The sequence below is a fragment of the Streptomyces sp. NPDC020965 genome (genome assembly GCF_044333555.1).
GTDB lineage: Bacteria > Actinomycetota > Actinomycetes > Streptomycetales > Streptomycetaceae > Streptomyces.
Genome location: NZ_JBIRRE010000018.1, coordinates 49,185 through 62,094 on the forward strand (window position 1 = coordinate 49,185; position 12,910 = coordinate 62,094).

Annotated in this window: 10 protein-coding genes and 2 pseudogenes; 7 read left to right on the forward strand and 5 right to left on the reverse strand. The window is 68.1% G+C overall.

Features of this window, described 5'->3' with window-relative positions; translation table 11 throughout:
* The first annotated feature begins 108 nt into the window (after positions 1–108).
* The 3 genes from ACH4S7_RS35055 to ACH4S7_RS35065 all read left to right on the forward strand — a co-directional run bounded on the left by ACH4S7_RS35055 (position 109) and on the right by ACH4S7_RS35065 (position 5,244).
* Entirely contained in the window at positions 109–2,856 is a 2,748-nt protein-coding gene (locus ACH4S7_RS35055; RefSeq protein WP_398525460.1) for an AAA family ATPase, read from the forward strand.
* Positions 2,857–3,214: 358 nt separating this feature from the next.
* A complete protein-coding gene (locus ACH4S7_RS35060; RefSeq protein WP_398525461.1) occupies positions 3,215–3,589 on the forward strand; it encodes a beta/gamma crystallin domain-containing protein in 375 nt (124 codons plus the stop codon).
* 542 nt (positions 3,590–4,131) lie between these two features.
* Entirely contained in the window at positions 4,132–5,244 is a 1,113-nt protein-coding gene (locus tag ACH4S7_RS35065) for a hypothetical protein (RefSeq protein WP_398525462.1), read from the forward strand.
* Positions 5,245–5,436: 192 nt separating this feature from the next.
* Here ACH4S7_RS35065 and ACH4S7_RS35070 read toward each other — a convergent pair.
* Positions 5,437–5,595 (reverse strand): annotated as a pseudogene (locus tag ACH4S7_RS35070) (IS5/IS1182 family transposase); the annotation flags it as partial.
* Positions 5,596–5,673: 78 nt separating this feature from the next.
* Here ACH4S7_RS35070 and ACH4S7_RS35075 point away from each other — a divergent pair.
* Positions 5,674–6,309 carry a hypothetical protein gene (locus tag ACH4S7_RS35075; protein WP_398525463.1) on the forward strand — a complete coding sequence of 212 codons (636 nt, stop codon included), beginning with the start codon at positions 5,674–5,676 and terminating at the stop codon, positions 6,307–6,309.
* Positions 6,310–6,435: 126 nt separating this feature from the next.
* Here ACH4S7_RS35075 and ACH4S7_RS35080 read toward each other — a convergent pair whose 3' ends face one another.
* Positions 6,436–7,020, reverse strand: a complete 585-nt coding sequence (locus tag ACH4S7_RS35080; protein ID WP_398525464.1) for a GNAT family N-acetyltransferase — start codon at positions 7,018–7,020, stop codon at positions 6,436–6,438.
* Between the two features lie 94 nt (positions 7,021–7,114).
* On the opposite strand from ACH4S7_RS35080, the pseudogene ACH4S7_RS35085 reads away from it, so the two are divergent.
* Positions 7,115–7,413: pseudogene (locus tag ACH4S7_RS35085) on the forward strand (TipAS antibiotic-recognition domain-containing protein); the annotation flags it as partial.
* Between the two features lie 64 nt (positions 7,414–7,477).
* On the opposite strand, the gene ACH4S7_RS35090 reads toward ACH4S7_RS35085, so the two are convergent.
* A complete protein-coding gene (locus ACH4S7_RS35090; RefSeq protein WP_398525465.1) occupies positions 7,478–8,218 on the reverse strand; it encodes a class I SAM-dependent DNA methyltransferase in 741 nt (246 codons plus the stop codon).
* Between the two features lie 303 nt (positions 8,219–8,521).
* Here ACH4S7_RS35090 and ACH4S7_RS35095 point away from each other — a divergent pair, with 303 nt between their 5' ends.
* On the forward strand, positions 8,522–8,767 hold the full coding sequence (locus ACH4S7_RS35095) for a hypothetical protein (RefSeq protein WP_398525505.1): 246 nt from the start codon (positions 8,522–8,524) through the stop codon (positions 8,765–8,767).
* A gap of 689 nt (positions 8,768–9,456) precedes the next feature.
* Here the strand turns inward: ACH4S7_RS35095 and ACH4S7_RS35100 are convergent.
* Positions 9,457–10,041: a TetR/AcrR family transcriptional regulator gene (locus ACH4S7_RS35100; RefSeq protein WP_398525466.1), complete on the reverse strand. Its 585-nt coding sequence runs from the start codon at positions 10,039–10,041 to the stop codon at positions 9,457–9,459.
* Between the two features lie 19 nt (positions 10,042–10,060).
* Between ACH4S7_RS35100 and ACH4S7_RS35105 the strand changes: the two genes are divergently transcribed.
* A complete protein-coding gene (locus ACH4S7_RS35105; protein ID WP_398525467.1) occupies positions 10,061–10,759 on the forward strand; it encodes a nitroreductase/quinone reductase family protein in 699 nt (232 codons plus the stop codon).
* A 569-nt stretch (positions 10,760–11,328) separates the two neighbouring features.
* On the opposite strand, the gene ACH4S7_RS35110 is transcribed toward ACH4S7_RS35105, so the two are convergent.
* Positions 11,329–12,693 carry a hypothetical protein gene (locus ACH4S7_RS35110; protein ID WP_398525468.1) on the reverse strand — a complete coding sequence of 455 codons (1,365 nt, stop codon included), beginning with the start codon at positions 12,691–12,693 and terminating at the stop codon, positions 11,329–11,331.
* Positions 12,694–12,910 lie beyond the last annotated feature (217 nt).

A 12,910-nucleotide genomic window follows, 5' to 3' on the forward strand; every position in this document is an offset into this window, starting at 1 on the left:
CAACAGGAACGGGGGCCGCATAGTTTTGGGTGCCGGGCGGGAGACGGACACAGACGGGACGTCAGTCCGGCCGACCGTCTGCCGTCGCCTCCTGGGGGGAGCCAAGAGATGCTTGTGGGCCGAGGCACAGAGTGCAAGGCGATCGAGAGGTTAGTTGCCGGGGCGCGGGCGGGCCGCAGTGGCGTGCTGGTGGTGTGCGGTGAGATCGGTATCGGTAAGACCGCACTCCTGGAGCATGCCCACGGTGTCGCGTCGGGGTTCCGGGTGGAGTGTACGGCCGGCGTGGACTCCGAGATGGCGTTCGCGTTCGCCGGCCTGCACCGGTTGTGTGCGCCATGGATGGACCGGCTGGGTGCGTTGCCCCATCCGCAACAGACGGCCTTGGGAGTGGCGTTCGGGCTGCGCGACGGCGACTCCCCGGACCGGTTCCTGGTGGCGCTCGCCACCTTGGGTCTGTTGGCCGAGGTCGCCGAGGAACGGCCGCTGCTGTGTCTGGTGGATGACGCGCAGTGGTTGGATGCGGCATCCGCGCAGATCCTTGCCTTCGTGGCGCGGCGGGTGGAGGCCGAGCGGCTGGGGCTGGTGTTCGCGCTGCGCGACCCCGACGACGGCCCCGGCGACGCACGCACGTTCGCTGGTCTGCCGAAGCTGGACCTGGCCGGGCTCGGTGAGACGGACGCACGGAAGTTGCTCACCACGGCGGTCAGGGCGCCGCTGGATGAGCGGATTTGTGACCGGGTCATCGCCGAAGCGGGCGGCAACCCGCTGGTTCTCACGCAGCTTCCCCTGAGCGCGGAGCCGGCGAAGCTGGCGGGCGGATTCGGGTTACCGAACGAGCTGAGCGTGCCTCGCAAGATCGAGGAGTGCTTCCAGCGCCGGTCGCGCGACCTGCCGGCCGATACACGGTTGCTGCTGCTGGTCGCGGCGGCCGAGCCACTCGGCGACACGACACTGCTGTGGGACGCGGCCGAGCAGCTCGACATCGGCGTTGACGCGGCCGCACCGGCTGAGACGGCAGGGCTGCTGGAGGTCGGCACCCGGGTGCGGTTCCACCATCCGCTGGTGCGTTCGGTGGTCTACCGGACCGCTGCACGCTCCGACCGCCGCCGCGTGCACCTCGCGCTGGCCGCCGTGACCAACCCCCGGGCCGAGCCCGACCGCCACGCTTGGCACCGTGCTCAGGCCACGCTCAGGGCTGACGAGACGATCGCCGCGGATCTGGAGCGCTCAGCCGGTCAGGCACGGGCCCGCGGCGGGCTGGCCGCGGCGGCCGCGTTCCTGGAACGGGCGGTCGTGCTGACGCCCGAGCCCGGTGACCGTGCGCGCCGTGCGCTGTGCGCCGCGCACGCCAAGCACAAGGCCGGCTCGCCCGACGCCGCTCTGGAGTTGCTGACCCTCGCGGAGACCGGCCCGCTGCCCGCGGTGGAACGCGTCCGGGTGAAGCTGTTGGGTGCCCAGATCGCGTTGCACACGACGGGGAGTGACGACGTACCCGGGATGCTGCTGGACGTCGTGAAGCAGCTCGCTCCGCTGGATGCCACGCTGGCCCGCGAGACCTGCCTGCACGCCCTGGAATCCTCCCATCTGCCCGGCTCGTCCGGCCGCCGGGTGTTGGAGCTGACCGAAGCCGCCCAGCCCGCGCCGGCATCGGCGACACCGCCACGGGTGGTGGACCTCTTCCTCGAAGGGCTGGTGGCCAGAGCAACACGCGGGTACGAAGCATCCGTACCCATCCTGCGGCGGGCGCTCACGTCACTCGGCGGCCACGGTCACGATCCTCGCCAGGCGGAGGGAGACGGTACGGACAGCCGTTGGCTACTGCTGGGGTGCCGCGTCGCGATGGCACTGTGGGACGACGAGACGCTCCACACGCTCGCCGCTCGCCGCGTCCACCTCGCCCGGGAGGCCGGGGCGCTGGCCGCGCTACCCTCCGCTCTCAACTGCCTCGCCGCCGTGTTCGTGCTCACCGGCGGACTCACCCGAGCCGCCGAGCTGGGCGCCGAGGCCACCGCGTACATGCGGGCGACGGGTGCCGCGCCGCTGCCCAGCAACGACATCGTGCTGGCGGCCTGGCGCGGCCAGCAGGCCGCCGTCAAGGAGCTCTACGCCGTCATTGTCCAGGAGGCCACCGGGCGAAGTGAGGGTATGCCGGTCGGTCTGGCCCAGTACGCCCTGGCGGTGCTGCACAACGGTCAGGGAAACTACGACGCCGCCCTCGCCGCCGCGGTACCGCCGTGCGAGTCCGACGAGCTGGTCCACAGCAGCATGGCGTTGCCCGAGCTGATCGAGGCGGCTGTCCGCAGCAACCAGCCGGACCGCGCCACCACCGCCGTGACCTTGCTGAATTCGCGAGCCCGAGCCAGCGGAACCGAGTGGGCCCTCGGGCTTGCGGCCCGCTCACGGGCGCTGACCAGCACCGGGCCATCTGCCGAAGAGTCGTACAGCGAGGCGATCGAACGATTCGGCCGCTGCCGAATGATCTCCCATCTCGCGCGCGCCCACCTCGTCTACGGCGAGTGGCTACGGCGCGAACGCCGCCGTCAGGATGCCCGTGAGCAGCTCCGTATCGCTCACCAGGCGCTGTCCGACATGGGTGCGGAGGGATTCGCCGCCCGCGCCGCCCGCGAGCTACGCGCCACCGGTGGGCAGACTTACCAGCGGACCGCCCAACCGGCCGATGCGCTCACCGCCCATGAGCTGCACATCGCGAGGCTGGTCGCCACCGGGGTCACCTCCAAGGAGGCCGGCGCGCAGTTGTTTCTGAGCCCGCGCACCATCGACGCCCACCTGCGCAACATCTTCCGCAAGCTCCACATCACGTCCCGCCGTCAGCTACGCGACCTGTCACTGCCCTGACCCCAGGGACCGCCTTACGTAAGTCTTCCTGGTGATAGGCGATGTTCGCCGATGCGACGGCGGTACAGCGACGGCGATCATGGACGCACGTCCTCGGACGACCGCACCGGATTCCTCACGGCTCTTGGATCTGACGGTGCCGCATGAGGGGGCGCGTGTTGTCCCTCGGAGGGGACAGTGGCCCCGCCGCGAGCGGCAACCGAGACCGCATATCGCCCGATTCAAGCAGGAGGTTCACTCAATTCGGAACGGACCACCTTGGGGGCCACCATGGGCGCGGAATGCGCGAAGGGTTCCCGAAAAGCTGGATGTGCCCACTAACGCGCGGGCACATGTCCGCACCAGAGAAGGAGGAAGTATGAAGCAGTCCTTACGCCGAACTCTCGGAATCACCGCCGCCACGATGGCAGTCCTGGCCACCGCAGCCGTACCCGCCGTCGCGAGTGCACCGACCGACGACTTCTCCACGCTCATCAGCGGCGTGCCCTGTAACCAGACCGACTTCTTGGAGATCCACAACAACAACGGCCAGAGCGTTCTCTGCTTCGCCAACGGCGGGTCTATGGCTGTCGCCATTTACGGCGTCAACTGGGTCGAGTCGGGCAACAACAGGGTGAAACTCCAGTTTCAGCGGAGTCTGAGCAACCCGGTGCTCGAAAACGTCACCCTCGGAAAGTGGGGCTCGTGGAACCCCGGCCACGTCCACAAGGTGATTCGGATCGAGATTTTCTGATATCCGAAGGGTGAGCGTCTCGCGGTGTGGTGCCGCCCGGCCGGCGGCCCGAGGCCCGCCAGGGTCCACCCACCCGGGGACTGCTCCAGTCTCGGCCGCATCCGGTCCGACAACGGCGCGGGTCGACCCGCCGCCTGGGGATTGCGCCACCGGGCAGCCTCAGCATCCCCCAGTCGTATGGGACCAGCCCGAAGACATCATCAAGCCCGAGCCAAGCCCGGCCCGTCGAGCGGCGCCGGGCTTGGCCCGGGCTGCCCTCAAGGTGGCGGCCCCTCTGCACGCCACCGCGTGGGCGTGACCGGGCAGTCGGGTGCGGCCGCAGTGAGGAGCTGCCCCGGCGAGTCAGGACGCTGCCGTCAGACTGCCTGACTGGCCCCGCGCCGGCCGGGGATGACCCTGCATGGATCGCTCCGCATATGACCGAAACCGCGCCCCTGGCAGATCACGTGCCGCGTGGAAGCATTGACCACACGGTGCCGTCGCGGTTGCATGCTGCTGGTCCTCCGGTGAGGTGCCGGGGGCGGAAGCTGCCTGGGGAGAAAATGAGACGTAACACGAACCGGGGCACCATCAGACGTGGGCGGGCCGTCCTGAGCTCGGCCGTGGTCTGCGCGATCACAGCGGTCTTACCCGGAGCAGCCTCGGCCGAGCCTGCGGATGCGGGGGGCGTCCGCCAGGTCGGTGTCGAGAGGGTCAGTGTCGCGGCCGACGGTACTCAGGCCAACGACGATTCCTCCGATGCGTCGATCGCACCCGCCGGCCATCGCATCGTCTTCTCGTCGTACGCGAACAACCTCAGCCCCGGCGACACGGGGAGGAACGAGGACGTGTTCGTCCGCGAGCTAGCAACGGGGCAGAACCGGCAGTTCCGCGCGTATCCGCTGGCGCCGCCGATGCTCAGCAGTGACGGGGAGGTCGTCGCCTTCCTGGGGCCCAGGTTCAACAACATGGCCCTCTACCAGTACCACCTGAGCATGGGGTGGTCGATGGCCTACACGTGCGCGCTGCGCAGCTGCGAGGCAGCCATGGGTGCGAACGATCGCCACCAGGCATTCAGTGTCAGCTTCAGGCACCCGGAGACCAACCAGCGCATCGAGGTCCGCAAACCGGACACCGGCGGCTTGCAGACCATCGATGTCATTCACAACTTGGCACCGGTCCGGCCGTCCATCAGCAATGACGGCACCCGTCTCGCCTACCAGGACGGTGGGGAGCAGGACGTCTTCCTGTGGGACTGGGCCGGCAACACCGCCGCTGGCCCCATCGAGGGTCCGGGCAAGGCGGCCGAGCTCATCCAGCTCAGTGACGACGGCAGCAAGGTCGTCTACCGCTCGGGCGCCGACACCTACGTACACGACACCGTCTCCGGTACCGCCCTGCCGGTACCCGGCGTGAGGGGCGTGGCCATCGACCCCACCGGCCGCTACCTGCTGCACACACCGTCCGGCACGACCGGACCGGCACCGCTCACCCTGCGCGACCTGGAGACGGGCACCGACGAGTCCGTCACCGACCGGCCCGCCTCGGCCGGGATCGACGCCGTCAGCACCGGTGGACGCCACATCGTCTTCGAGTCCGTGGCCGAGGACATCGTGCCCGGCGACACCAACGGCAAGACGGACATTTTCCTCCGTACCCTCCGAGGCGGCAACTGAGTGCGGCCCTCGACACTCTGAGCGGTGTTGCCCAGGACCACGGGCGCGGCATCTCGTGTCGGTCACCGGTTGGGTGAGGCATGGAGATCATCACGCGGTCCTATGGCAGCCACGAGCAGACGCCCACACATTCGTGCGGCACTGGTAGGCCAGGGGGCCCTGGCCTACCTTCGTGGCGTAGTACAACTGCCATGACTTGAAACCCCCGGACGACGGGGCGAGCTGGCGCATGGTCAGGTTCGCACGCCAGCAGGCCGCGAACCGGTCTCGGTCCCGGTCCCGGTCCTCCAAGGGAAAGCTCCACGAACGGCCTCTAGGGACCGCGTCCGCCCCCTCGCGCCGTAGAACCGTATCCTTGAGGCACACCCGCGACGATCAGCCTGTCAGCCCTACCCGACACCATGCCTACGAGCTCAGTAATCTGGGCGGGTGAACGCAACCGAACACCGCCCCCGCCGGGCAGAGCCCGATGAAAGCCGCCTGTACGCGGTGATCCACTGGCCGGCCCGGATCATCGCGGTGATCGTCGTGGTCCCGCTGCGCCTGCTGTGGGAACTGCTCAAGCTGATCGGTGAGGGGATCCGGATCCTGTGCTGGACCTGGTTCCTGCGCCCGATCCTCAAGGGCCTGAAGATCCTGCTGTGGGACTGGTTCCTACGCCCGGTCCTCACGTTCGTCGCCCGCTATCTGCTGGTTCCGATCGGCAACGCGATCGCCTGGGTCGTGAAGCGGCTACTGCGGCCACCGTTCGTTTTCCTGATGCGATACCTCTTGATCAAGCCTGGCGCACTGCTGTACCGATATGTGCTGGCCCCGGTCGGGCGATACGTGCTGGCCCCGGTCGCGTTCGCACTGATTGGGGCGCTGTGGTTCGCGGGGGGCGTGTCGACCACGGTGCTCAACTTCCTGATCGTGCGCCCGCTGTCGTGGCTGTGGCACGCCGTGCTCCTCCCGATCTGGAATCGCCTACTCGCGCCGATCGGCCGGGCGATCCGGGCAGTCCTTCGGCCCATCGGGAACGCCACCCGAGAGGTCTTGCGGGCCCTCCGCATCGGGGGGCGCTGACCCGGCCAGGGCCTCCCCGACCAACCGGACCGCCCGCTCGGTCGCCGCCGCCCGCTCCCGCCTGGAACGACTCGTCCGTCGGGGGCTCCCTCGACCACTCCAGATGCGGCCGATACCAGAAGCGGACTATCGCGGCACTTCGTGAACTGGGATCGGCACAGCCGACGGCCGCCACTCCCGCCTGATCAACCCGAACACCCATGAGTCGGATACCTCACCGTTCACGACACAGTCTTCCCGCAATGTCCCTTCACGCACGAATCCGATCTTCTCCAGGACCCGGGCAGACGCCACGTTGCGCGTATCGACCTCAGCCTGAACTCGATTCAGGTCCAGTGCGTCGAATGCCCACTCCAGCACGGCATGCGCGGTCTCCGTCGCGAAGCCGTGGCCCCACATCGCATCGTCGAGGCAGTAGCCCAACGACGCGCTGCGGTAACCCGGGTTCCACCCGGTCAGACCGCACCAGCCGACGAAGGCCCCGTCAGAGGCACGGTCAATGGCCACCCGCGCCCCGGTGCCTTCGTCCGCCATCTTCCGGCAATTCGCGATGAAGCGCCCGGCGCGGTCCTGTGCGTTCCAGGGCGGGGAGTCCCAATAGCGCATCACGTACGTGCTGCTGTGCAGCGCGAAGAGGGAGTCCGCGTCGGCGTCAGTGAAGGGGCGCAGTCGCAGGCGGGCGGTGTGCAGTACGGGGGTAGTCACAGTCATGCACACCATCTTGTGTCCTCATGGGCAGGCAGAACACCGAATATCCGATCCCGGTCCGACGCTCACGACCACGAGCGCGGCCTGTTGTTGACCGATCGCCGACGACATCGCCGGCTTCGACCGCGCCCTCCGGAATGCGATGGACGCCGGCGTCACACCCGGCAGCCCAGCAGCGAATCGACTCGTCGAGCGGCACCGTGAAGTCTTCGCCTCGTACTTTCCCCGCACCCGACAGATGCAGGTCTGTCTCGGTCCCAGGTACGAGTCCGATCCAGGATTCGCTGCCCACTACGACGGCATTTCGCGCCCGGCCTCGCCACGTGGTTCCGTCGACTCATCGACGCCAGCGCGCGGGCCCACGGCATCGACCCCGACACCGCGACCTGGCCATAGAGCCCTGACCAAATACGAGTCAGCAGGGCAGGCACTGCTGACGTCGTCAGCACGGCAGCCGACCTCAGGCCGGCTTGCGCCACACGGAGATGTGCTTCGCGGAGTCCTGGGTGAACGGTGCACCGTCCCAGTCCGTGACGCGCCGTTCTAGCGTGAGCCCGGCGATCCGCGCCATCAGGTCGAGCTCTGCCGGCCAGGCATACCGGTGCCGGGAGTTGTCGCGGCGGTAGCGGCCCTCGTCGCCGTCGCGGGTGAAATGGTGCGAGACAAGCATCTGCTCGACCAGGTCGAACGTGTCAAAGCCGAGATGCTGCTCGGAGACGTCGAACGGCACAGCGACTTGGCCGGGCGGCAGGATCCGCAACGGCGGCACACCCAGCTCGATGACGAATCGGCCGCCGGGCTGCAGATGATGTGCGGCGTTGCGGAAGCACTCGACCTGCTCGTCCTGCGTGAGAAGGTTCGTGATGGTGTTGTAGACGAGATAGACCAGGGTGAACTCGCCGGGGACGATGGTCGTGGCCATGTCCCCGATGACTACCGGGAGCGTGTCCTCGTCGATCTTGCGCCGCAGCACCCCTGCCATGTGCTCGGACAGTTCAATGCCCACCACCGGCACGCCGTGCTCCCGGAGCGGGACACCCACTCGTCCGGTTCCGATGGCAAACTCCAAGGCCCGGCCATCTCCGGCAAGCTCGGCGAGGAAGGCGACAGTCGGTTCGAGAACGGCAGCCGAGGATGATTCGGTCTCCTCAGAGTCGTAGCGGTCGGAGGTCTCACGGGTCCACAGCTCACTACTCGTCACGGGCAGCCACTTTGCCGGTCTTGAGAACGGCTGTCGACACATTTTCCCTGACACCGTTGCGGCATGGGGACCAGTCACCACGCATCAACGTGTTAGGCAGTCCGGTTCGAGAAGCCCGGCAAACGTCAGGAAGGGTGGCGCATCGACTCCTCGAACCCGGCCGATGTCGCGGTCAATGTGGTGGCCGACGTGGTCGCGTCGCCGGGGAAGCCGTCCGGCAGGTAAGCCGCGCTGGACTTCGGTTCATCGCGATACCCATCCCCGACCGTACCGACCCCCGATCTCGCCACGATCCTGCCCACTCTGAGCAGACTCGCCGACCAACTGGACAACGGCGCACACATCGTCACCCACTGCCCGGCCGGCATCGGACGCTCGTCCCTCCTCGCCGCCGCGCTCCTCGTCCTCAACGGCGTCCAACCCAACACCGCCTGGGTTCATCTGGAACGAGCTCGCGGGCTTACCGTCCCGGACACCGCCGAGCAACGAGACTGGACCATGAAACTACTCAGAAATACAGGTGCAGGCTCATCGGACTCCACGGAATGATTCACTTGACATGAGCTCCAACGACTCCGGAGTGTGCTCGATCAAGGCGGCCAGCACATCCCGGTCGTCCGGAACCCTGAACGACAGCCGGAAACGCCTGGTGTCGACCCAGCGGTGACCATGAGACCCCTCGCCGAAGTCGAAGCCACGTGGACGATCAGTTGGTTGTGCTCCTGGGAGTGGAAAAAGTCCGGGTCGCGGACGGCGAAGGCCCCGGGCAGCTCGACGGTCTCCGAAGCCTGGCGGCGGGCAAAGGCGGCACGGAAGGCGGTCACGCGCTCAAGTAGATCCGACATCCTCGTCATGGTCGTCCCGCCCACTGCCGCGGGCAACAGCTTTTCCCTATCGGCGGAGAATCTAGCTGCGAGGAGTCTACGGCGGGGGATACTCCGCGATCTGCAATCGGACCGCAGAGCGTGCCCGTGGCGGCGAAGCCGCAGGTGGCTGCCGAGGCCGACCGTGGCGTATGTGACCAACCGGAGTGGCAACAGGTCGCAGGGGTCGACGCCGAGACGAGCAGGGTGCTGGCGCGGATTCCCGTCGGGCGCAATCCGATCGACCCAGCGGTCTCACCGGACCACAGGCTCGATGGCTGCTGGGGGTTGCGGCGTTTCACTACGGGCTCTCCGGTACGGACCACTGCTGGAGCCGCCTGTCCCATGTGACGTGATGCGTGGAGGGGGATGTGGTCAGTGACTGCCTGGCAGGAGCCGTTCCAAATAGATGTCCAGGACTTCGGCCGCGATGGCCGGAGGCAGTGCGGCGGGAGCGGTGACCGCGTCGAACATGAGGCCGTCGACCAGTGCGAGCAGCAGCTTGGCGTCCCGGGCCGGATGGAGCACGGGGTGACCGGAGGGAGGGGTGGGGAGTGAGGCGAGTGTCTGCCGGAGCTCCTCGTGGATGGCGGTCAGGGTCGCGTTCTGGATGGCGGCAAGCGTGGGCGAGGTCGTGGCGCGGGCGGCGAAGGCGAGGTAGAGACGACATTCCGCGAGGCGCTGCGCATCCAGCGGAAGGAGCTGCCGCAGCGCGGCACCCATCGCCTGCCGGCGTCCTGCGACGGGCTCCAGGCCGGAGATGCGAGCGCGCGTGCGGTCCACCACCTGCCGGTAGGCGAAGGCGAGCATCTCGTCCTTGGTCGAGAAGTAGTACTGCACCGCTCCGATGGACACCCCCGCGGCGGAGGCGACCTCCCGCACGCTGACCTGGTCGAGCCCGCGCGTAGCGGCGATATGCAGCAGAGCATCGGCAAGCTCCACCTGACGCGATTTACTCATGAGAGTACAATACAGTCGTATGGGACATAATCGATTTAATCCGCCTAGAGCATTCGGACTGCTCACCGCCACCACGATCGCGGCCGGCCTCGTGTGGGCCTGGTGGCTCATCGACCCCACCGCACCACAGGGCGCCGCACTGCCCGCCGTCCTCAGCGTCGCCCTCGCGGCCAACATCGCCCTGACACTGACCAGCACACGGTTCAAGCGTGCCCTGATCACCCCCGTACAGCGATACCTGCTCAACCCACCCATCCGCCTGTTGCTGCGCATCGGGCTGATGCCGCTGGGCTACGCCCTGCTGGAAACCCGCGGACGCGTCAGCGGCCGGCGCCGCACCACCCCGGTCGGCAACGGGCTTGAGGGAGACACCTTCTGGGTCATCGCCGAACACGGCCGACGAGCCGGGTACGTGCGCAACATCCAGAAGAATGCGCAGGTCCGTGTCAGGCTCCGCCAGGGCTGGCGCTTCGTCTGGAGAGACGGGACAGCCCAACTGCTCCCCGACGACGACCCCTACGCGCGGCAACGGCAACTCGGCCGCTTCCACCCCCTGCGCGCCCTCAACGCCGTCGTCGTACGCGTCATGGGAACCACCGAGCTGATGACCGTCCGCGTCGACCTGCACGACATCCCTCGGCGAAACGCGCTCGCCCCGGACGTACTGGTGGGCCGGGGCCAAGGGGCCGTACCGGCTCGGCACGCACCTATCGCGTGAATCACTTCAGCGGGCCGAGGTTGTCGTTGCTGATGTCCGTGTGACAAACCGCATCAGCGCTCTGATCTCGGCCTTCGGCGCCCTTGCTGGCGTGATGCTGCTTGTCTTACCGTTCGTGACTACGGTTCTGGGGCGTTGGTCTTCTGGCTCGCGGCTGGAGTTGTGATCTTCCTCAGCGCTGCGTACACGCTCGTACGGACGTGTGGCGGCTCCCCACTGGGGGACCGCCTGACGAGCAGCGCCGTTCCCACCGACCAGCCCGCCGGTCATTGTTCGTGTGTGCCGTTGCCTGGCTGAGCGTTTGATGCATTTTTGAGTCGCCGTGTTGAGGTATTCCCGCTCCCTCCATCGGAGACGGAAGGGGTTGGTGAGCAACAGGTTGGTGATGCGGCTGGCTGGACACTGGCGGCGCGGCGCTGTTCGGGGAGAAGTCGTCCGGCTGTTTCCGGCTGCGGTTTCGGCCTGCGATGCGTACGCGATGCGGTAGGCCATAACGGTCCGGCGGCCTGGTCGCTGTCTCGTCGAGGACCGTGACGCCGGTGTAATCGCCGGCGCGCAGCCGGTCGGGCTCAGTCGTTCTGCGGTGGAACTCCGGCGCGGAACTCCACCAGCGGGCCGTAGGAGTAGCGCTTGCCGTTGACGCTGTCGCCGGTGGCGGTGTTGCCGGTGACCACGACGTCCGTCACCTTCGAGTCGAACCCGCCCTCGCTCACCGAGTTGATCCGCACCGCGTGACGAGTGACGCCCGCCGCGCTGCGCGCCACCGTCACCGTGTTGCCGGTGATCTCCACCCCGTTCAGGGGGTTCGCGGCGACGGGTACCGGCGGCCGGCCCGGCGTCTTCGCCGTCATCGGGCTGACGTAGATGCCGCCGCATCCCCTGTTGACCGTGTTCCCCCGGATGACCAGCGCGGTGGTGTTCATGGGGCCGATGGCGTCCCACTTGGCGTCGTCCACCACATTGCCCTCGATCAGCACGCGCGCGTGCACCTGCCCGGCCTTCGCGCCGCCGGTGTGCGATCCGATCAGTTTCGCCCAGGAGGGCTGGGAGCCGGAGGCTGCCACGTGATTGCGCACGACCCGCACGTCCACGGTCGGCGTGCCGTCGACCGCACCCGCCCAGGTGCTGCTCGCGCTCGGCAGATCCAGTTGGACGGCCTCGCCCTGCCAGAGCCCCGCGGTCGGGTTCTCGACCCAGCCCTTGAAGAAGGAGTCCTGGACCACGGCCCGTCGCACGGCGTTGAGTTCGACCGCGTGCCACCACTTGACGTTGTAGACCGTGACGCCCTCGATCTCGATGTCCTGGGTGTGGATGAAGGTGAGGGCGTTCATCGGCGGAGCCTTGTCGGCGCGGGCGCGGGCGGCCCCCGTGTCCTGCCACACGTAGGCGGAGATGGGGTCCCACTCGCCGCCCCTGATCTTGATGTTGCCGGGCGCGGCGTACCCCTTGGTGGTCGCGGCGGGCACATGGTTGAGCAGCATCGTGGCGGCTTTGGCCCCGACGACGATGGGCGCCGTGAACAACCCCTGCCCATCGACCTGGTACACGGGCGTGGGCGAGTGGTCGTTCGTCCCGTCCAGCTTGTACTCCTGGCTGGCCGTCCCGAACTTGGCGACGAACCGGGCGCCCGTCGCGTCCAGGAGGGTATTGCCTCCGATGACGAGGGTGTTGAGGAGCGTGTAGGTCGGTACGCCCGTGTACCCGGCCTTCACGATGATCCGCCCCGCGCTGTCGACACCGTCCGGACCCGCGATCCCGGCCGCCGCGTCGTCCAGCGCCTTGCGCAGCGTGCGTACGTGGGCCGCCTCGCCCGACACGGACGGATTCACACCCGCCACGGCGGCCCGCGCGGCCGTGTACACGCCCCCGGACACAACGGCCACCCCGACCACCGCTCCACCGCCGAGCACACTCCGCCGATTGATCCCTGCCATGGTCCCCACCCCGTCCCTCGCCCACCGACCGCCCCATGTGAACAGTCGCACGAATACCGTACGGTTCGGCAGCGCGCGCCGTCGCCGCTGTGCGACATCCCGTGCGGGAACACCCCCGCGCGGGCAGGGACGACAAGTACACCGACGTCGCCGCGGCGCAGCGGATGATCGCCGGGGAAGCCCGGAAGGCGGACCGGCGCCCGAACGTCCGGTTCCT